We start from the raw sequence: 18,807 nt of genomic DNA on the forward strand, positions 1-18,807 counted from the left end.
ATCACGTGTCAACCAGGGTATTCCATGCGGCAGTTGAGGCCCCTGGGCGGTGTGGGGCGAAGAGGTGGGTGGGGCCGCGGGTGTGCGGGTGGGTGTCACCCGGGCGGACCGGCGTTGCCGCCCGTCGTCGCCGCTCCACCGCAGGTCAGACGTTTGTGCAGGTCGGAGGGGGTGGCGTAACACCCGCGAAACACGGAAGGGCGTACGGTCTGCCGTCACACGCACCACGAGGAAGGGACGGGCATGGAAGACCGTGACGGATCCCGGGCCGACCGGGCACGCCGCGTCGCCGACGTGCTGCGGCAGGGGATCGTCGACGGGGCGTACGAGGGTGTGCTGCCCGACGAGCGGAGCCTCGGCCACTCGCTCGGAGCCACCCGCAACGCCGTGCGCGAGGCGCTGAACATGCTGCGGGACGAGGGTGTCGTGACGCGGCGGCGCGGCATCGGCACGCTCGTGACCGGCCACAAGGCCGGACACGGCCTGTCCCGACTGGTGGGCCTCGCCGAGGAGTTGACCGCATACGGCACGGTCACCAACGAGGTGCGCGAGGCACGCGTCGTGCCGCACGCCCCGCCCGCGATCACACGGCGCCTCGGCCTCCCGGAGCGCTCCGAGGCGGTCTACATCGAGCGCCTGAGATCACTCGACGCGGAACCGCTCTCCCTGGACTCCACCTGGCTCGCCCCCGACATCGGCCGCCCGCTGCTCGACCGCCACCTGGCGGGGCGCGATCTGTTCGCGCTCATCGAGGAGACCAGCGGCACCCGGCTCGGCAGCGCCGAGGTGACCGTGCACGCCGTCACCGCCGACCCGGACACCGCGCGCCTCCTGGACGTGGCGGAGGGCGCCGCGCTCTTCACCATCGACCGGCTGACCAGGCTCGCGGACGGCCGCCCTGTCGACGCCGAGTCACTGCGGGTGCGCGCCGACCGGTTCGCCCTGCGAGCCGTCCTGCCGAGGGACTGAAGGAGCCGCACGTGCCCAGCGAACGACGAAGAGACCGGCAGCGCGGACGGGAGCGCACATGACCCTCGACACGACACACCTCGTTCTCCTGGCGGTGGCCGGTCTGGTCGGCGGCATCGGGATCACCGCCATCGGGCCCGGCGGAGTACTGCCCACCATCGGCCTCTTCCTGTTCTCCGGCCTCACGCCCTCCGGCGTGGCCGGCACCGCGATCGTCACCCATGTCGCCACGGGCCTGCTCGGCACGGCGGCGTACGCCCGCTCGGGACAGCTCCGCGACGCCGGAACCCGGCGCTGCGCCGCCGTGCTCGCCGGCGCCGCCCTCGTGGGGGCGCCGCTGGGCGTGCTGTGCAACACCATGGTCGAGGGGCGCGGCTTCGGGATCCTGCTGGCCTGCGCGGTCGTCGTCACCGGCATCCTCGTGTGGGTGCGCGACCGGCGGGCCCCCGAGGGCGCCGAGCGTGCGCACATCCCGCTGGGGCGCACGGCACTGATCGGTTTCGTGGTCGCGGTCGTCGCGGGCCTCTTCGGACTCGGCGGCCCCATGCTGAGCGTGCCGCTGCTCGTGGTGGCCGGACTGCCGGTCCTGTCGTCGCTGGCCGCAGCCCAGGCCCAGTCGATCGTGATCGCGAGCGTGGGCACGGTGGCGTACGTGGTGCACGGAGCCGTCGACTGGCGGCTCGCGGCCCTGGTGGGCGTGCCGGAGCTGGTCGGCGTGCTCATCGGCTGGCGCATCGCGCACGCCCTCCCGGCCCGCCGCCTCAAGTACGCGATGGTGGCCTTCCTCCTCGCGTCGGCGCCGTTCCTGGCCCTGCACTGAGCGTCGGTTCCACGGAGTTCTCGGCCAACTGCCCTGTTAACGTTGCCGCGTTGACCGAGGGGTGGAGGGGCGGATGACATCGAGCACGTTTCGCATCGGCGGGGACCTGGGCGTACGGCGGCTCGGGTTCGGGGCCATGCACCTGCCGACCGAGCCGGGGCCCGCCCGGGAGAACTCCGTTGCGGTCGCCCGGCGGGCCGTCGAACTGGGCGTGACGCTGATCGACACCGCGCACATGTACGGCGGGGGAGCCAACGAGGAACTCCTCGCCGAGGCACTGCATCCGTACCCGGAGGAGCTGCTCGTCACCACGAAGGTCGGCATCGCACGGACGAGCCCCGAGGAGGAATGGCGGCTCGACGCGCGCCCGGCCGTGCTGCGCGACCAGGTGGAGCAGGCGCTGCGCCGGCTGCGCGTCGAGCGGATCGAGCTGCTCCAACTGCACCGGATCGACCCGGAGACGCCGCTCGCCGACCAGCTCGGCACGCTGCGGGACCTGCGGAGCGAGGGAAAGATCGGCCGGATCGGGCTCTCCGAGGTCACCGTCGGCGAACTCGAAGAGGCCCGGCGGATCGTCGACATCGCGAGCGTCCAGAACCGCTACAACCTGCTCGACCGCGAACACGAACCCGTGCTCACCGCCTGCGAGGCGGCGGGCATCGCGTTCCTGCCGTGGCGCCCCGTCGCGTGGGGGAAGTCGGGAGCGCAGGCCGACATCGCCGCCGTCGCGAAGGCCCTCGACGCCACGTCCACACAGGTCGCGCTCGCCTGGCTGCTCGGGCACTCACCGGCCGTCCTCCCGATCCCCGGCACCGCCCGGATCGCGCACCTGGAGGAGAACCTCGCCGCCGAAGGCCTGCGGCTGGCCCCCGAGCACCGCGACCTCCTCGACCGGCTGGCCGTTCCGGGTGCGCCTCCCGCGTCCTGACGGCTCCTCAGAGTTCCCGGAGCGTCACCTCGCCGTCGCCCTCCTCGATCCTCGCCGAGCCGCTCGCACCGGCGCGCACCACGCGGTACGTCGCGGCGACACCACCGTGGAGGTCGGGCACCGTCACCGTGACATTCTCCGCGCCCGGGGCGACGAGCAGCGTGAGGCCGCTGAGCCAGTCGCCGTCCGGGCGTGAGGTGTCCGCGCCCATCGGGAGGACCGCGCCCGGCCGTACGTACAGCGGCAGGCTGTCGAAGCCGTGCCGTTCGCGCCGCCAGGCCGGGCCCTCGACCCGCTCGCCGCTGAGGAGATGGGTCCAGGTGCCCTCGGGCAGGTAGAACTCGACGTCGCCGTCCTCGGAGAACACCGGGGCCACCAGGAGGTCGGGGCCGAGCATGTACTGGCGGTCGAGGGCGCGCGCCGTGGGGTCGCCGGGGAACTCGAGCAGCATCGGGCGCATCAGCGGCACGCCCGTCGTGTGCGCCTCGGCCGCGGCCCCGTACAGGTACGGCATCAGACGGTGCTTGAGGCGCGTGAACCGCCGTGCCACGTCGACCGCTTCGTCGCCGAACTCCCACGGCACCCGGTACGAGGACGAGCCGTGCAGGCGGCTGTGCGAGGACAGGAGACCGAAGGCCAGCCAGCGCTTGAAGACCGCGGCGTCGGGGGTGCCCTCGAAGCCGCCGATGTCGTGCGACCAGAAGCCGAAGCCGGACAGGGACAGGGACAGGCCGCCGCGCAGCGACTCCGCCATCGCGCCGAACGAGGAGAAGCAGTCGCCGCCCCAGTGCACCGGGAACTGCTGTCCGCCGGCGGTGGCCGAGCGGGCGAACAGGACGGACTCGCCGCGGCCCCGCTCCTTCTCCAGGAGGTCGAAGACGACCTGGTTGTACAGGTGCGTGTAGTAGTTGTGCATGCGCTCCGGGTCGGAACCGTCGTGCCAGACGACATCCGTGGGGATGCGCTCGCCGAAGTCCGTCTTGAAGCAGTCGACGCCCTGGTCGAGCAGCACCTTGAGCTTGGCGCGGAACCAGGTGCGGGCCTCCGGGTTCGTGAAGTCCACGAGCGCCATGCCCGCCTGCCACAGGTCCCACTGCCAGATGTCGCCATTGGCCCGCTTCACCAGGTAGCCGTGCGCCGCGGCCTCCTCGAACAGGGCCGACTTCTGGGCGATGTACGGATTGATCCACACCGAGATGCGCAGGCCGCGCTCCTTGAGGCGGGCCAGCATGCCCTCCGGGTCGGGGAAGACCGCGGGGTCCCACTCGAAGTCCGACCACTGGTACTCGCGCATCCAGAAACAGTCGAAGTGGAAGACGCTCAGCGGGATGTCACGCTCCGCCATGCCGTCGACGAACGACGTCACCGTCTCCTCGTCGTACTGCGTGGTGAACGACGTCGTCAGCCAGAGGCCGAAGGACCACGCGGGCGGCAGCGCCGGGCGGCCGGTGAGCGCGGTGTAGCGGCGCAGCACGTCCTTCGGGGTGGGGCCCGCGACGACGTAGTACTCGAGCGACTGGTCCTCGACGCTGAACTGCATCTGGCCGACCGACTCCGAGCCGATCTCATAGCTGACCTGTCCGGGGTGCGCGACGAACACGCCGTAGGCGCCCGCGGGGGAGACGTGCAGGCTGAACGGGACGTTCTTGTACGCCTGTTCGCTGCTCGTGCCGCCGTCGGCCTGCCACATGTCGACGACCTGGCCGTTCCTGACGAACGGGGTGAAGCGCTCGCCGAGACCGTAGACCTGCTCGCCGACCCCGAGGGCCAGCTGCGCGGCCATGTGGTGCGCGCCGTCGCCGGTCCGGAAGAAGGCGGTGCCCTTGCGGCCCGACGAGGTGACCTCGCGGCCGTCGGCGTCGCGGAAGGACAGCTGCCAGGGGGCGGCCTCGTCGAGACACACGGACAGTGCGCCGCTGGACAGTTCGACCAGGGTGCCGTCCCGGCGCACCGCGCCCGTGCCGGCGTCCTCGCCGGGCAGCCGGAAGTCGGGCCCCGGTTGCCGCTTGCCCGCGTGGTGCGTGACGCGGACCCCGATGACGCCCTCGGCGGGAGTGAAGCAGTCGACGGTCAGCAAGGGGGAGTTGAGCGTGTCGCCGCGCCGCTCGATCCGCTTGACCGCGGCGAACGCCGTGAATCGGTCGGCGTCGACGCGGAGGTCGCGGACCTCGGTGGCGTACGAGGCCTGGACCCCGTCGCGCATCAGCCAGAAGCCGTCGGTGAACTTCATCATCTTCCTCGGGGTGGGCGGCGGGCGTGGACGGAGCGCCCGTAGTCCGCATTTGAGCCCATGCCCATCGAAAGATCAAGAGGTCCGACGGGAGAATCGTCGAAGCGCTTCGATTCGCTCCTCCACGGTGCGTAGCAGGACGTGTACGAGCCGGGAAAGTCGCACCCGAGGGGTGGTGTCGAAGCGCTTGATGGCGTATTAGTCATGGCGGAAAACAAATGCGCTGCGCGTGTGCGGCGCAGGCCGGAGCCGCAGCGAGCCACGCGAAGACCCCGCCGGGACACGGGAGTTCCGCCGGGGCCGGCCACACCCACCAGGCAAGGGCATCCACCGTGACAGCAGCACTTCCACCCGACGAGCCGCGCCCCCGCGCCGGCCGCCGCGGCCGAAGGACCACCGCGGCACTCGCCGCCTGTTCCGCGCTCGTCGCGGGCGCGGCACTCAGCGGCTGCGCCGCCCAGCGCGACCCCGCCGTGTTCACCGTCCTCAACTCCTCGACCGACGCCTCGTACCACGGCTGGGACGCCGCCACGCTGAAGCGGTGCAGCACAAAGCTGGGCCTCACCATCGAGCAGCAGAGCGTGCCCGCCGCGCAGGTCATGCAGAAGTCGCTGCGCATGGCGTCGTCGAAGTCGCTCCCGGACGTCATCCAGTTCGACGCCTCCGAGATGCCGACGTTCGCGGAGGCGGGCGGCCTCGTCGACCTGCGCTCCCTGGGCCTGTCCACGAAGGACATCCCGAAGGGCATCGTCGACTTCGGCTCGTACAAGGGGACGTACTACGGGGCCGCGCGCACAGTGAACACCCTCGCCCTCTTCTACAACAAGGACATCCTGAAGAAGGCCGGGCTCGACGTGCCCACCACCTGGGACGAGATGCGCGAGAGCGCCGAGAAGCTCACCCGGGGCGGCCAGTACGGCATCGCGCTGAGCGCGGGCGGCGCGGAGGACGGCGTCTTCCAGTTCGCACCGTTCATGTGGTCCAACGGCGGCGACGAGACGAACCTCGCCGGGCCGAAGGTCGCGGGCGCCCTCGACTACTGGAAGGGCCTCATCAAGGACGGCTCGCTGTCGAAGTCGACCGTGAACTGGACGCAGGCCGACGTCAACGACCAGTTCATGGCCGGCAACGCCGCGATGATGATCAACGGCCCGTGGCAGGTGGAGACGCTGAACACCAAGAAGAGCCTGCACTGGGGCATCGCGCAGATCCCGGTCCCGAACCGCGGCGCGAAGTCCGTCGGCCCGCTCGGCGGCGCCGTCCTCACCGTCCCGAAGACCGAGGACACCGCGCGCCAGAAGACCGCAGCGAAGATCATCCGCTGTATGGCCTCCGAGCGCGAGCAGATCACCTACGCCCGCAACAGCTGGATGGTCCCCGCCAACGAGAAGGCCGCCGCGACCTGGCGCAAGGAAGTGCCGGAACTCGACGCGCTCGCCGACCAGGTGGCCACCGCCCGCTCCCGCACCGCGAAGGTCGGGGCGCGCTGGTCGTCCGTGTCGCTTGCCCTGCAGAGCGCCTTCCAGTCGGCGCTGACCGGGCAGTCCAGCGAGGCCGCGCTGAAGAAGGCGCAGACCCGCGCCACGAGCGGGAACTGAGGGGGACTCACACCATGTCGACCACCACGGCCACCGCACCCGCCGTCCAGCGCCCGGCAGTTGAGAAGAAGACCGACCCGGCACGCGCCCGGCGCCGCCGCAGGCTGAGCCAGTGGGGGTTCATCGCCCCCGCCGTCGTCTTCATGCTGCTGTTCTTCGGCTACCCGCTCGTCCGCAACGTCGTGATGAGCTTCCAGGACTTCTCGCCGTCCACGTTCTTCGACGGCAAGTCCCCCTTCAACGGCGCCGACAACTGGAGCAAGGTCTTCCACGACGACCTCTTCGGCAAGGCGCTGTGGCACACCATCGTCTTCACGATCGGCTCGCTGATCGGCCAGTTCGGCATCGGCCTCGCGCTCGCCGTCTTCTTCACCAAGCGATTTCCGCTGAACGGGTTCCTGCGCTCCCTGATCCTGCTGCCCTGGCTCGTCCCGATGGTCGTCTCCGGGATCGTGTGGCGCCGCATCCTCGACCAGGACACCGGTGTGCTGAACTCCTTCGCCGAGCTCATCGGCCTCGGCGGACACACCCCCTGGCTGACCAGCCCCGGCATGGCCCTCTTCTCCGTGATCATGGTGAACATCTGGATCGGCATCCCGTTCAACATGGTCATCCTCTACGGCGGCCTCCAGGAGATCCCCAAGGAGCTGTACGAGGCCTCGTCCCTCGACGGCGCCTCCGCCTGGCGGACCTTCCGCTCGATCACGCTGCCGCTGCTCAAGCCCGTCATCACGGTCGTGCTCGTCCTGGGCTTCATGTCGACGGTCAAGATCCTCGACCTGATCCTCGCCCTCACCGACGGCGGCCCCGCCGACGCCACCCAGACGCTCGGCACCCTCACGTACCAGAACTCCTTCGTCCAGCTCGACTTCGGCGCGGGCGCCGTCGTCGGCAATGTCCTCATCCTCATCTCCGCCGTCTTCGCGGTGTTCTACCTGCGGGCCAACCGCTCCGAGGGGAAGTGACCGGCATGGCGAACGCCACCACCACGTCCGGGCGCCGCTGGGGTGCCACCGCCGCCGGGATCGTCATCCTCGGCGTGATGCTGTTCCCGCTGTACTGGATGATCAACACGGCGCTGCAGCCGGAGTCCGGACTGCTCGAAGTCTCTCCCGTTCCCGGATCGTTGGACCTGTCCGGCTTCACCTCCGCGATCACCGAGCAGGGCGGCCATCTGCTCACCTCGCTCGCCGTGGCGCTCGGCGCCGTCGCCATCTGTCTGGCCATCGCCGCGCCCGCCGCGTACGGACTGGCCCAGTTCCGGCTGCGCGGCAGCCGCACCATCGTCTTCGGCACCCTCATCACCCAGATGGTGCCGGGCATCGTCATCGCCAACGCCCTCTACAGCGCGTACGTCGATCTGGGCCTGGTCAACTCCTACTTCGGCCTGATGCTCGCCGACGCCTCGCTCGGCATCCCCTTCGCCATCGTCCTCATGCGCTCCTTCATGGTGGCGATCCCCAAGGAGGTCATCGAGGCGGCCGAGGCCGACGGCGCGGGCAGGCTGCGCACCTTCGTCCAGGTCGTCCTGCCGATGAGCCGCAACTCCCTGATCACGGCGGGCCTCTTCTCCTTCCTGTACGCGTGGAGCGACTTCATGTTCGCGCTCACGCTGAACACGACGGACGACGTCAAGCCGGTGACCCTGGGCATCTACCAGTACATCGGCGCGCACGTCGGCGACTGGGGCTCGGTCATGGCCGCGTCCGTCCTGTCGGCGATCCCGGCCGCCGTGCTGCTCGTCCTCGCCCAGAAGTACATCGCCGCCGGGATCACCGGCGGCTCCATCAAGTAAGGCTGTTCATGAACGACCTGCCCGTGTTCCCGGAAGGCTTCGTCTTCGGCGCGGCCACCGCCTCGTACCAGATCGAGGGCGCCGCGAAGGAGGACGGCCGCGGCCCCTCCATCTGGGACACCTACAGTCACACGCCCGGCCGCACGCACGAAGGCGACACCGGGGACGTGGCCTGCGACCACTACCACCGTTACCCCGAGGACGTGGCTCTCCTCCGCGACCTCGGCGTCGACTCGTACCGCTTCTCGATCGCCTGGCCGCGGATCCAGCCGACGGGGTCCGGGCCGGCCAACCAGAAGGGCCTCGACTTCTACTCACGGCTCGTCGACGAACTGCTGGCGGCGGGCATCGAGCCGGCCGCCACGCTCTACCACTGGGACCTCCCGCAGGCCCTGGAGGACCGGGGTGGCTGGCGGGTCCGCGAGACCGCCGAACGGTTCGGCGAGTACGCGGGGATCGTCGCCGAGCACCTCGCCGACCGCGTGCCGCGCTGGATCACCCTCAACGAGCCCTGGTGCAGCGCCTTCCTCGGCTACTCGGTGGGCCGCCACGCGCCCGGAGCCCAGGAAGGCACCGGAGCGCTGGCAGCAGCCCACCACCTTCTCGTCGGCCACGGCCTGGCGATGAAGGCGCTGCGGGCGGCGGGCGTACGCGAGGCGGGCATCACCCTCAACCTCGACCGCAACGTCCCGGCCACGGACACGCCCGCCGACCGTGCGGCCGTCGCCCGCGCCGACACCCAGCACAACCTCGTCTGGACGGAACCGCTCCTCGCCGGCCGCTACCCGACGACGGAGCAGGACACCTGGGGCGAACTGATCGCCGCCGAGGACTTCCGCCGCGAGGGCGACCTCGAACTCATCGGCGCGCCCCTCGACTTCCTCGGCGTCAACTACTACCGCCCCATCGTGGTCGCCGACGCCCCGCACCGCGAACCGGACCCGGCACACCGCGTCGCGACCGACAACCGGTACGAGGAGCGCCCCTACCCCGACGTGCGCCGCACGGCGATGGGCTGGCCGGTCGTCCCCGAGTCCTTCACCGACCTGCTGACCGCCCTGAAGGACCGCTACGGCGACGCCCTCCCGCCGATCCACATCACCGAGAACGGCACCGCCGAACACGACACACCGGCCGCCGACGGCGCGGTCCACGACCCCGACCGCATCGCCTACCTGCACAGCCACCTCACGGCGCTGCGCGCGGCGATGGACGCGGGCGTCGACGTGCGCGGCTACTACGTGTGGTCCCTGCTCGACAACTTCGAGTGGGCCCTCGGCTACGCGAAGCGGTTCGGTATCGTACGGGTCGACTACGACACCCAGGAACGGACGCCGAAGGACAGCTACCACTGGTACCGGAGGCTGATCGCGGCGCACCGGGGGCTGACCGGCTAGGCGGTGATGTCCTCCAGGCTCCGGTCCCGCGTCGAGGTACCGAAGACGGCGACCGCCACGACCGCGACCACGATCACGGCGCACAGCAGCAGGAAGACGCCGACGAACGTGAGCGAGGTGTAGGCGGCGCCGAGGATGATCGGGGCCAGGGCCGCGCCCACGCGGCTGAAGACCGCGGACGCGCCGACGCCCGTGCCGCGGATCCACGTCGGGTAGACCTCGGGCGTGTACGTGTACAGGGGTGCGTAGGCGCCGTTGAGGAAGAACGCGAGCGCCACGCTGCAGACGATCACCACCGCGTCGCTGTGGGCCGTCGCGGCACCGAGCGCGGCCAGCGCACCGGCCAGCAGGAAGATGACGATGCTCCACTTCCGGTCGAGGCGCTCGGACAGCACCGCCGCCGGGTAGTAGCCGACGACCTGGGCGACCTCGATGAGGATGGAGTAGCCGAAGCTCTCACTGATGGAGAAGCCCCGGTCGACCAGGAGCGTCGGCAGGAAGACCAGAAAGCCGTAGTAGACGAAGCTGAAGCAGAACCAGAGCACCCAGACGAGTCCGGTCTGGCGCAGCAGCGGCGGTCGCCACAGGGCCAGGAACCGTTGCAGGCCGCGCGGTTGATCCGCGGCCGGGGCGCCGGCCGCCGCCCCGGGGCCTGCGGGCGCGGGCTCGGGCAGCGGCGCGCCGGTGGCCTTGCGGACCTTGTCCTCCAGGCGCTCCACTTCGGCCAGCGCCTCGTCCACGCGACCTCGCGAGACCAGATAGCGCGGCGACTCGGGCAGGCTGCGCCGCCAGAACACCGCCAGGATGATCGGGAGACCGACCACGATCTGCGCGACGCGCCAGCCGCCGTCGAAGGCCTGGATGATGAAGTAGCCGATCAGCGCGGCCAGTACATAGCCGAACGCGAAGAACCCGGCGAGCGAGCCGACGAAGTGACCGCGCCGGGACGGCGGCGAGAACTCCGCCAGGTACGGCATCACGATGTTGGCGTTGATGCCGATGGCGACGCCGCCGACGATCCGGGTGGCGACGAGCACGAAGGCGTCGGGGGAGAACGCGCCGAGGATCATTGCCGCGCTGTAGCAGGTCATCGACCAGACGAGGAGATTGCGCCGGCCGGTGCGGTCGCCGATGAAACCGACGAGCAGCGCGCCGATCACGGCGCCGATCAGGGAGGAACTGCCGAGCAGCCCCTGTTCCAGGCCGGAGAGCGCGAAGACGCCGGCCACGATGGGCAGCAGGAACGACACGATCCCGTTGTCCATGCCGTCGAAGGTGGTGCTCAGGCCGCCCTTGAGGAGGATGCCGCGCTGGACGCGGGTGAACGGCAGCCGGTCGAGCCGGGCCGCCACCTCACGGGCGGCGCCGGTCAGTTGCTGGGGTGGGGTGGAGGTCTGTGGGGTCACGGTGACCGCCCTTCGGGACCGCGCCGGACATGTGCGGCACGGGATGGGGAGGAGTGGGGGCTGTCTCCTTGCGGTGGTGCGGGTAGTGCGGGTGGAGCTCGTGGTGCTTGTGGCGCACGGGGGATGTCAGGCCGGCTTGAGTACCTGGCGGTAGAAGCGGAGCCAGTTGCCGCCCATGATCTTGGCGACCTCGTCCTCGTCGAACCCGGCGTGCTCGGAGAGGCACTGGGCCAGGGCCGGGAAGTCGGCGGTGGACTCCATCCAGGTGATCGCGGGTGCCTTGCCGGGAGCGCCGGACAGGGCGGCGCCGCGCTGCTCGGTGCGCGTCCAGCGGCCCTTGCGCATCCACTGGAGCTCCGGCTCGCCGCTCTTGCGGCTGAGATCCGTGCCGATGCCGACGTGGTCGATGCCGATCAGGTCGACGGTGCGGCGCACCATGTCGCACCATTCCTCGCGGCTGTTCGCCCACGGCCCGCTGATGTTGCGGTACGTGGCGAGGCCGAGCATGCCGCCGCCTGCCGCGAGCGCCTTGAGCAGTTCGTCGCCCTTGTTGCGCGGGTGGTCGTACAGGGAGCGGGGGTTGGCATGGGTGACGGCGACCGGTCGCTCGGAGACCCGGACGGCGTCGAGCCCGGTGCGCTCGCCGACGTGGGAGAGGTCCACGACCATGCCGAGCCGGTTCATCTCCTGGACGACCTCGCGCCCGAACCGGGACAGGCCGCTGTCCTCGGGCTCGTAGCAGGAACCGCCGATGGCGTTCTGGTTGTTGTACGTGAGCTGCATGACCCGCAGGCCCATGTCGTGGAAGAGCTCCAGGAAGCGGATGCGGTCCTCGATCGGCGAGGAGTTCTGGGTGCCGAGGAGGACGGCGGTGCGGCCGTCGCGGTGGGCCTGTTCGATGTCGTCGGAGGTGCGGGCGATGCGGATCAGGTCGGCGTTCTCGCGCTCGAGGTCGCGCCAGCGGCCGATCTCGTCCATCGTCTCCGTCGCGTTCTCCCAGAACGCCAACGTGGGTGTCACGCAGGCCAGTTGGCCCGCTCGAAGTTCCTGGAAGACCTCGCGGTCGTAGCGGCTGCATTCGAGGCCGTCGATGTAGAGCACGTCGTCACCTTCCGTCGCTGGGTATGGGGGCCGTCGCCTCGTGCGCCGGCTCGTCGGCCCAGTCCTCGCCGACCTCGCCGACGATCCGGCCGCTCTCGTCGAACACCGAACGTCCGGTGTGCTGCCGTGACAGGTCCGAGTCCGGGGTCAGTGCCTCGTTGCCGAGGTGGAACAGGCTCCACCACAGGTCGGCGGAGACGTCGAGGCCGTGGCGCAGCACATGGTCCAGGGACGACTCGGAGACCGGCGCCGGGTCCTGCAGCGGGGCGCAGTCCAGCACTTGGCCGCCACGGCCGACCGAGAGCGCCACACCGAACTCGGCCGCCTGCACGGGCAGTACGTCCAGCAGCTCGGGCCGGGCGACGTCCGTCACGGTGATGCGGGCCTTCACATGGCGGTGGGTCAGTGCTGCGGCCAGGTCGAGGAGGTCGGGCGAGGCGACGAGCGCGTGGCGCCCGCGGGCGTCGACGACGGTGTCGGGGCCCTCGGTGCGGCGGCGGCTCCGCAGTCCCGCCGTCGCACGCAGGGTGTCCGCGTCGTCGTACAGCCGGCGGAGCGCGTCGAGGCCGAGGGACTCGGCGACGACGACCGTGTCGCGGGCGGCGGGAACCGCGCCGCGCGGCACACCCAGCGCCCGCAGCACACGTGCGGTCACCAGACGGCACTCGCGCAGGGAGACATTGACGGTCGAAGTGGCCGTACCGGCGGGGGGAGTTGAGGTCACGATCAGTCACGCTCCTCGGGGCGGCGGGGGTAGATCCAGTCGAAGGCGCGTCCCTCCGCCAGGTCCGCGCGGGTCGGAGCGCCGTGGAAGAGGAGGCCGAGCACGCTGCGGCCGAACGCGTCCACGGTCTTGTCCAGGCCGTGGAACGCGGCGTTCATCAGCCGCACGATGTGCACCGGGACGAAGTCCTTCGCCAGCATGTTCATGTGCGGCGAGTGGTGGTGGCGCCCCGCGAGACCCTGCGCGCGGGTCACCGTCCAGCGCTCCTCGGGGCGGTCGGCGAGGAACTCTCCGACGAGGGTGTCACCGGGCACCTCATCGAGGGCGGCGGCGAGCCGCTGGATGTCGCCGGGCAGGTCGAGCGCCCACTCGAAGCCGCCGGGCACCTCCTCGACCGGGCCGCGGCGCGGCTCCTCGGCGTCCCGCGACTTGTACCAGCGGAAGTACCGCTGGTCGGGGTCGGCCAGGTCGTGGGCGAGCGCCCAGGCGTATTCGCGGGCGAGCAGGTCCCGCAGTTGCGTGACGGTCTCCTGCGGACGGTGGCGCAGTGTCTCGTCCGCGGGCTGGTGGCGCAGCAGGGTGTCGGTGTGCTCCGGGCGCAGCTCCAGGAGGACGGCGTCGAACACCTCGACGGCCTCCTGGCACACCCGGTCGTCCGGAAGCCCGACGAGGAGATCGCCGAAGACGGCGTCGGGCCCGGCGCCCGCAAGCCGCTCCGTGAGCACGCGCAGCCCGTCGGCGACCACGGACGAGGCCGTGAAGTCGTGGTAGGTGAGCGGGTCCTGGTCGTGGAAGTCGACCGCGCGCGCCAGGAGTTCGGCGGCCCGGTCCGCCTCCGCCGAGCCCGGCACCACCGGGATGCGGCGGGCCTCCGCCACGGCCGTGCGGCGCAGGGTGAGCCAGCGGTCGAGCAGCACCGGATGGTTGTTCGCGAAGAACACGAGGCCGAGTGCGGAGCCGTTGCCGAGGCCCAGGAAGCGCCGCAGCTCCGGGTCGAGCCGCGCGGCGCGCGGGTCGCGGCAGCGCGCGAGGTGCTCGACCAGGTCCACGGAGAACTCGCGCATGAGATACGCGGCGAGCATCTGCGCGTGGTACGGCAGGCGCAACGGGTGGTCCTCCTCCAGCGCCCCGTACGAGCGGGTGCCGAAGGTGCCGTTGCCGTCCAGGCCCGTGTTGCGCATCAGATAGCCGACCGGCCACAGCTCGGAGACGCGCGGCTGGCGGCCTGCCGCGAGGTGCTCGATGACATGGTCGAACAGGCGCAGACTGCGGTTGGAGCGGCACCACACGAGGGAGCCGGGCGTGGCCCGCCCCGCGTACAGCTTCGGCATCTCCTCGCGGGTGACCCGCAGGTCCTCGTCGGACGTCTCGCCCTCGACGAGCGCGCCCATCATGTCCCAGTCGGTGCCGATGATGCGTCCGGTGCGGCCCTCGAGCTTCGGCTCGAAGGAGAACACCATGAAGTCGAAGACGGCACTGGGCGTGCGCACGCGGTACACCGCCTCGCCGCGGGCGCGCTCGTCGATGTCGAAGCGGACGAGGTCGACCGTCCAGCGCTCCCGCGTCATCAGGTGCATGAGCGAGCGGCTGGCGCTGAGCCTGCTCGGGGCGAGGGTGGCGAGCCGCTCGGGGCGCATGAAGGCAGTGGCGGGTTCGGGGTGGTCCTCGGAGGGCCGGAGTTCGCTCCGGGTGGTCATGTGACTCCCTTCGGAGAGGGGGCTGCGCGAGCGCAGTGGGGGTGGGTCAGGCCGTCCAGGAGGTGTGGCCCTCGCCGAGGCCGGCGGTGAGCCGGGCCAGGTCGGCGGCGGCCTCGGCGAGCACGTCCTTGGCGGACAGCGGGTCGAAGCGGGTCTGGGGGCCGACCGCGCAGAGTGTCACGGTCGGGCGGCCGGTGCGGCCGACCAGGGGGAAGGCGATGGCGGCGAGGCCCTCGTCGGCGTACTCGGGGATCAGCGCGTAACCCGCCTCCCGGATCTCGACGAGTTCCTCGTCGTCCGGCAGCGGGACGCCGCGTTCGCGCAGCGCCGCCAGCGTGGCGTCGTCGGCGTGGGCGATGAGTGCCCGCCCCGTCGCGCCGCCCCGCAGGGACATCCGGCGGCCGAGCGCGAGCGTGACGTGGGCCGTGGTGCCGGGCTCCGCGCGCTTGACCACGCGGGTCGCGTCGTCGTCGAGGACCGCGAGACACACCGACTGGCCGATGCGCTCGGCGAGGTCGGCGAGGACGCGGGAGACTCGCTCGCCGAATCCGGCGTGCTGCAGTGCGGCGTTGCCCAAGTGGGCTGCCTTCACGGTGAGTTGATAGGCGCCGTCGGGGAGCTGCTCCATCCAGCCGGCGGCCACCAGGGTGACCAGCTGGCGGTGCACCTCGGAACGCGTGGCACCGACGGCTCGGGCCAGCTCCGCCACTCGCACCGGATCGGTGGTCTCACCCACCACGTCGAGGAGACGCAGCAGCTTGAGGGCGGAGCTCATGGGCTTGGTCGTGTTGTTCGCTTCATTGGTCGTCATAAAATGTAGGACACCATCCCGTATTTCGTGACGCCAATTATGAAGACCACGGCCCGAGTTGAGTCAAGAGGCGAACAGCGGCCAAATGTTCAGCAGTGGTTGGCGCGTCGTCGCACGTCAACGCATGTGTGACACGAACGCCTTCATGAACGCGCCGGCCGACTGTCCGACCCCGCTGCACGTCGCCGCCGACGGGCCGCCCGGGCCGTCGGGGCAGGCGCGGTCGCGGGTCGCCGACCACAGGGAGATCCAGGCCATGCCCTTGGACTTGGCGAACGCGCCGAGTTCGGCGGCGTCGGACAGGGTGAAGACCTCGTCGTCGATGTCGTTGACGCCGATCATCGGGGTGACGGCGACGCGGTTCCAGACCGCGCGGTCGGAGCCGCCGAGGATGGCCTTGAGCTGGGCGTGCGTGGCCTCGGCCGTGTCGATGGCGTACGCGCCCATGCGGCCGCGCGGGTGCGGCGCGGGGGAGGAGCCGAAGTTCATGGCCATGGCGTTGACGGTGTCGATGTCGACGCCATGCTGCTTTGCGTTGCGCAGCAGGGTGAGACCGTCCGTCGTGATGCCGCGGGGGAGCGCCGGAAGGGTGAACGACACGTCGAGGGAGGGGTGTTGGCGCTGCAGTGCCGCGACGGCCCGGTTGCGGCGGTCCACGCTCGCGCGGTCGGTCAGCGCGTCGCCCTCGATGTCGAAGTCGACCTTGGCCAGCTTGTAGTGGTCGATCACCTCCTCGTACGCGGAGGTGAGACGGGACACCGAGGTGCAGGTGCGGGCGAGTTCGTTGCCGCTCTGGCCGCCGAAGGAGACGCGTGCGTCGCCGCCCGCGGAGCGCAGTGCGCCGAGCTTGGCGGCGACCGGGTTGCCGTCGAGCGTCGACCTGCCCCACTGCGGCGTGCAGTCGCCCTTGGGTTTCACGAAGGCGAGGGTGTAGGCCTTCACGCCCGTGTCACGGGCGGCCCGGGGCAGGTCGAAGGCGGGGGAGAGGGAGGTGTCGACGTACGGGGCGAACGAGACCGGCTCGGGCGGCGCGGTCGAGCGGCTCGGCTCGGGCTTCGGCCTGTGCTTCTTCGGCGGGGAGTGCGAGGGCTTCGGGGGCGGCGAGGTGCTCCTGGAGGGGACCGCGCCGATCGTGCACGGTGTGCCGTCGACGGAGCAGTGCGTGGGGTGCGCGCCGGACGTCGAGCGGGCCTTGAGGGTGAGGGTGACCGACTTCCCGGGCGCGAGCGGGGAGTCGCCCGGTCGGGCTTCGGCCGTGATGTGCCGGCCCTGCACCGCGTAGTGCGCCGGTGACAGCGACGAGAGCGTGGCGCCCTTCGGCAGCGTGAAGGACAGCTTCCAGTCGGGGGCCGCGGACCCGCCGCCGTTGTGGATCACGTAGCGGCCGGTGAAGGCGCCCTGCGAGGTGGCCGTGCCCTGGTAGCGCGCGGTCAGTGCCGCGGGGTCGTCGCCGCCGGTGGCCAGCAAGGTTCCGCCGACCGTGCCCGCGACCAGCACGGCGCCGCCCGCCACGAACGCGCCGGTGCGGCGGCCGACCAGCGCGGCCCCGGCGGACGCGCGCGCGGACAGCCACCCGGCCGGTGTGGTGCGCGGCTTGCGCCGCTTTCCGGCGGGGCCTCGGGACGGGGGCGCCATGCGGGTCCTTCACGATCGGGTGCGGGGCACGGCGGCACATCGTAGGCGCTGTGCCCGGTGTGTGTCCGCCCGGTGTGTGCCCGCACACAACTCCCCGCGTGTTACGGGGAGTTACCGCATCCCGTATGGGTGATGTGTCGGGTCACTCGGTGCGAACCGGAGCGTCTGCGCGCGACACGGGCATGTCCGGCGTTTCGATGCGCCAGGCGATGGGGCGCCGGTCCTGGACCAGACAGCGATACCCGTACAGACCCACGGAGATGAGGAGGATGGCGACACCGACCAGTGTGTCGCCGATCCCGCCGTATCCCGCGAGCGAGGGATGTGTCACACCGATGACGACCACGACGACGTTCAGGACGAGCAGCCCCCACGCCACCGGGATCCAGGCGCGCCCCCGGCGGATCGGCCGCGTCCAGTTCGGGCGGTCCCGGCGCAGCAGCAGGAACGCGGCGACGGCGAGCGTTACGGCCGTCAGGTAGCCGAAGTTGCTGGCCAGCAGGATGCTCAGGGGCTCGCCGAGCAGCAGCACGATCGCCGCGTTGACCACGGCGTCCAGGGTGAGCGCCCGCCCCGGCACACCCCAGCGGTTGAGCCGGTCGAGCTGGCGCAGCGTCATGCCCTCACGGGCGAGCCCGTACAGCGCGCGGCAGCCGTCCGCCGTGGTCGACACCATGCCGAGGAACATCGAGACGACGAGGACGGCCACGCCGAGCGGGGCCATGCCGCCGAGCGCCTTCTCGAAGGCGAGCGCGAAGGCACCCACCGCGTCGGCCGCGATGGCCTGCTCGCCGACCGAACCCGTCATCGCGAGCGGCACGACGAGGAACAGCCCCAGGGACACCAGCGACGTGGCGCGCAGCGCCTTGGCGGTGTCGCGCACCGTGTCGCGGTACTCCGGCGCGAAGGACGCGCAGATCTCCGTCCCGTACGTCGTCCAGCACGTCACGTAGTACCAGACGACGATGGTCATCCAGGACCCGCCGTGGAACCAGGTGAGCCGGTCGACGTCCCAGTCCGTCGAGCGCACGAGCGGCGCCGCGACCACCACGACGAGGCCGCACAGCACCACCGCGCTGACCACCTTGCTGGTGGCGGCGGTCAGGCGCGCCCCGAAGTAGTTGCAGGCCCAGCCCGCCGCGATGGCCAGGACCGCGATCATCTCGGTGCCGCCGATCTCGTGGCCGAGCAGCGGGAACGACGGCAGGCCGGGCAGCCACTGCGTGGTGACGAGGGTGCCGATCGCCGCGCCGTTCACGGCGATGCTGAACGACCAGCCGATCCAGTAGCCGAAGGAGGCCACGGCGCCCAGCGGCGCGAAGTAGCGCTTCCAGCCCTCGATCGCGTACCGGCTGACGCCGCCGGACATGCCGGGGAACATCGCGGCGGTCTCGGAGAACAGCATGTTCTGCAGCAGGCCGACGAGCGCGCCGCCCACCCAGATCGCGATCGCCGTCCAGGCGCCGATGGCCCCGATCGCGTAACCGACGGTCAGGAGCAGGCCGTTGGGGATGACGAGAGCGATCGCGAAACCGTCGCGCCAGGTCAGCGTCTTGCGCAGTGACTCGGGGCCGCCGGTCCCGGTGTCGTGTCCGTCGTTGCGTCCTGCGTTGTGCCCGTCCAAGAGGACCACCTCTGAGGGAAGTTGGGGAGGTGTGGACTGTGCGGCAGCTCACAATAATGCGTTATTATTCTC

15 protein-coding genes are annotated in these 18,807 nt (G+C 71.0%); 7 read left to right on the plus strand and 8 right to left on the minus strand.

Going from position 1 to position 18,807, the window contains the following annotated elements; translation table 11 throughout:
- Positions 1 to 243 precede the first annotated feature (243 nt).
- The 3 genes from ACZ7L4_RS05655 (at position 244) to ACZ7L4_RS05665 (ending at position 2,717) form a co-directional block, all read left to right on the plus strand.
- A complete protein-coding gene (locus ACZ7L4_RS05655; protein WP_472099961.1) occupies positions 244 to 969 on the plus strand; it encodes a GntR family transcriptional regulator in 726 nt (241 codons plus the stop codon).
- A gap of 58 nt (positions 970 to 1,027) precedes the next feature.
- Positions 1,028 to 1,789: a sulfite exporter TauE/SafE family protein gene (locus tag ACZ7L4_RS05660; RefSeq protein WP_472099962.1), complete on the plus strand. Its 762-nt coding sequence runs from the start codon at positions 1,028 to 1,030 to the stop codon at positions 1,787 to 1,789.
- A gap of 73 nt (positions 1,790 to 1,862) precedes the next feature.
- A complete protein-coding gene (locus ACZ7L4_RS05665; protein WP_472099963.1) occupies positions 1,863 to 2,717 on the plus strand; it encodes an aldo/keto reductase in 855 nt (284 codons plus the stop codon).
- A gap of 7 nt (positions 2,718 to 2,724) precedes the next feature.
- On the opposite strand, the gene yicI is transcribed toward ACZ7L4_RS05665, so the two are convergent.
- On the minus strand, positions 2,725 to 4,947 hold the full coding sequence (yicI, locus tag ACZ7L4_RS05670; protein ID WP_472099965.1) for an alpha-xylosidase: 2,223 nt from the start codon (positions 4,945 to 4,947) through the stop codon (positions 2,725 to 2,727).
- A 332-nt stretch (positions 4,948 to 5,279) separates the two neighbouring features.
- On the opposite strand from yicI, the gene ACZ7L4_RS05675 reads away from it, so the two are divergent.
- From ACZ7L4_RS05675 to ACZ7L4_RS05690, 4 genes are read left to right on the plus strand one after another with little or no spacing between them, the layout of a single operon-like run.
- The gene (locus tag ACZ7L4_RS05675; protein ID WP_472099966.1) at positions 5,280 to 6,545 is read left to right on the plus strand and encodes an ABC transporter substrate-binding protein; all 1,266 of its coding nucleotides are present in this window, start codon (positions 5,280 to 5,282) and stop codon (positions 6,543 to 6,545) included.
- Positions 6,546 to 6,559: 14 nt separating this feature from the next.
- Positions 6,560 to 7,510 (plus strand): carbohydrate ABC transporter permease, encoded by a 951-nt coding sequence (locus tag ACZ7L4_RS05680; protein ID WP_472099968.1) that lies wholly within the window; start codon positions 6,560 to 6,562, stop codon positions 7,508 to 7,510.
- Between the two features lie 5 nt (positions 7,511 to 7,515).
- On the plus strand, positions 7,516 to 8,340 hold the full coding sequence (locus tag ACZ7L4_RS05685) for a carbohydrate ABC transporter permease (protein WP_472099970.1): 825 nt from the start codon (positions 7,516 to 7,518) through the stop codon (positions 8,338 to 8,340).
- An 8-nt stretch (positions 8,341 to 8,348) separates the two neighbouring features.
- Complete coding sequence (locus ACZ7L4_RS05690) at positions 8,349 to 9,737, plus strand: GH1 family beta-glucosidase (RefSeq protein WP_472099971.1); 1,389 nt, start codon at positions 8,349 to 8,351, stop codon at positions 9,735 to 9,737.
- On the opposite strand, the gene ACZ7L4_RS05695 is transcribed toward ACZ7L4_RS05690, so the two are convergent.
- The 7 genes from ACZ7L4_RS05695 to ACZ7L4_RS05725 all read right to left on the minus strand — a co-directional run bounded on the left by ACZ7L4_RS05695 (position 9,734) and on the right by ACZ7L4_RS05725 (position 18,735).
- The gene (locus ACZ7L4_RS05695; protein WP_472099972.1) at positions 9,734 to 11,143 is read right to left on the minus strand and encodes an MFS transporter; all 1,410 of its coding nucleotides are present in this window, start codon (positions 11,141 to 11,143) and stop codon (positions 9,734 to 9,736) included. The genes ACZ7L4_RS05690 and ACZ7L4_RS05695 overlap by 4 nt on opposite strands.
- 126 nt (positions 11,144 to 11,269) lie before the next feature.
- On the minus strand, positions 11,270 to 12,244 hold the full coding sequence (locus tag ACZ7L4_RS05700) for a dipeptidase (protein WP_472099976.1): 975 nt from the start codon (positions 12,242 to 12,244) through the stop codon (positions 11,270 to 11,272).
- Positions 12,245 to 12,248: 4 nt separating this feature from the next.
- On the minus strand, positions 12,249 to 12,968 hold the full coding sequence (locus tag ACZ7L4_RS05705) for a hypothetical protein (RefSeq protein ID WP_472099978.1): 720 nt from the start codon (positions 12,966 to 12,968) through the stop codon (positions 12,249 to 12,251).
- Positions 12,969 to 12,970: 2 nt separating this feature from the next.
- Positions 12,971 to 14,665, minus strand: coding sequence for a hypothetical protein (locus ACZ7L4_RS05710; RefSeq protein ID WP_472099979.1), 1,695 nt, complete (start codon positions 14,663 to 14,665; stop codon positions 12,971 to 12,973).
- A 46-nt stretch (positions 14,666 to 14,711) separates the two neighbouring features.
- Complete coding sequence (locus ACZ7L4_RS05715) at positions 14,712 to 15,476, minus strand: IclR family transcriptional regulator (protein ID WP_472099981.1); 765 nt, start codon at positions 15,474 to 15,476, stop codon at positions 14,712 to 14,714.
- Between the two features lie 117 nt (positions 15,477 to 15,593).
- Positions 15,594 to 17,111: a cellulose binding domain-containing protein gene (locus ACZ7L4_RS05720; RefSeq protein ID WP_472099983.1), complete on the minus strand. Its 1,518-nt coding sequence runs from the start codon at positions 17,109 to 17,111 to the stop codon at positions 15,594 to 15,596.
- A gap of 142 nt (positions 17,112 to 17,253) precedes the next feature.
- Positions 17,254 to 18,735, minus strand: coding sequence for an APC family permease (locus ACZ7L4_RS05725; RefSeq protein WP_472099984.1), 1,482 nt, complete (start codon positions 18,733 to 18,735; stop codon positions 17,254 to 17,256).
- Positions 18,736 to 18,807 lie beyond the last annotated feature (72 nt).

This window comes from Streptomyces sp. NPDC107575, assembly GCF_055657265.1.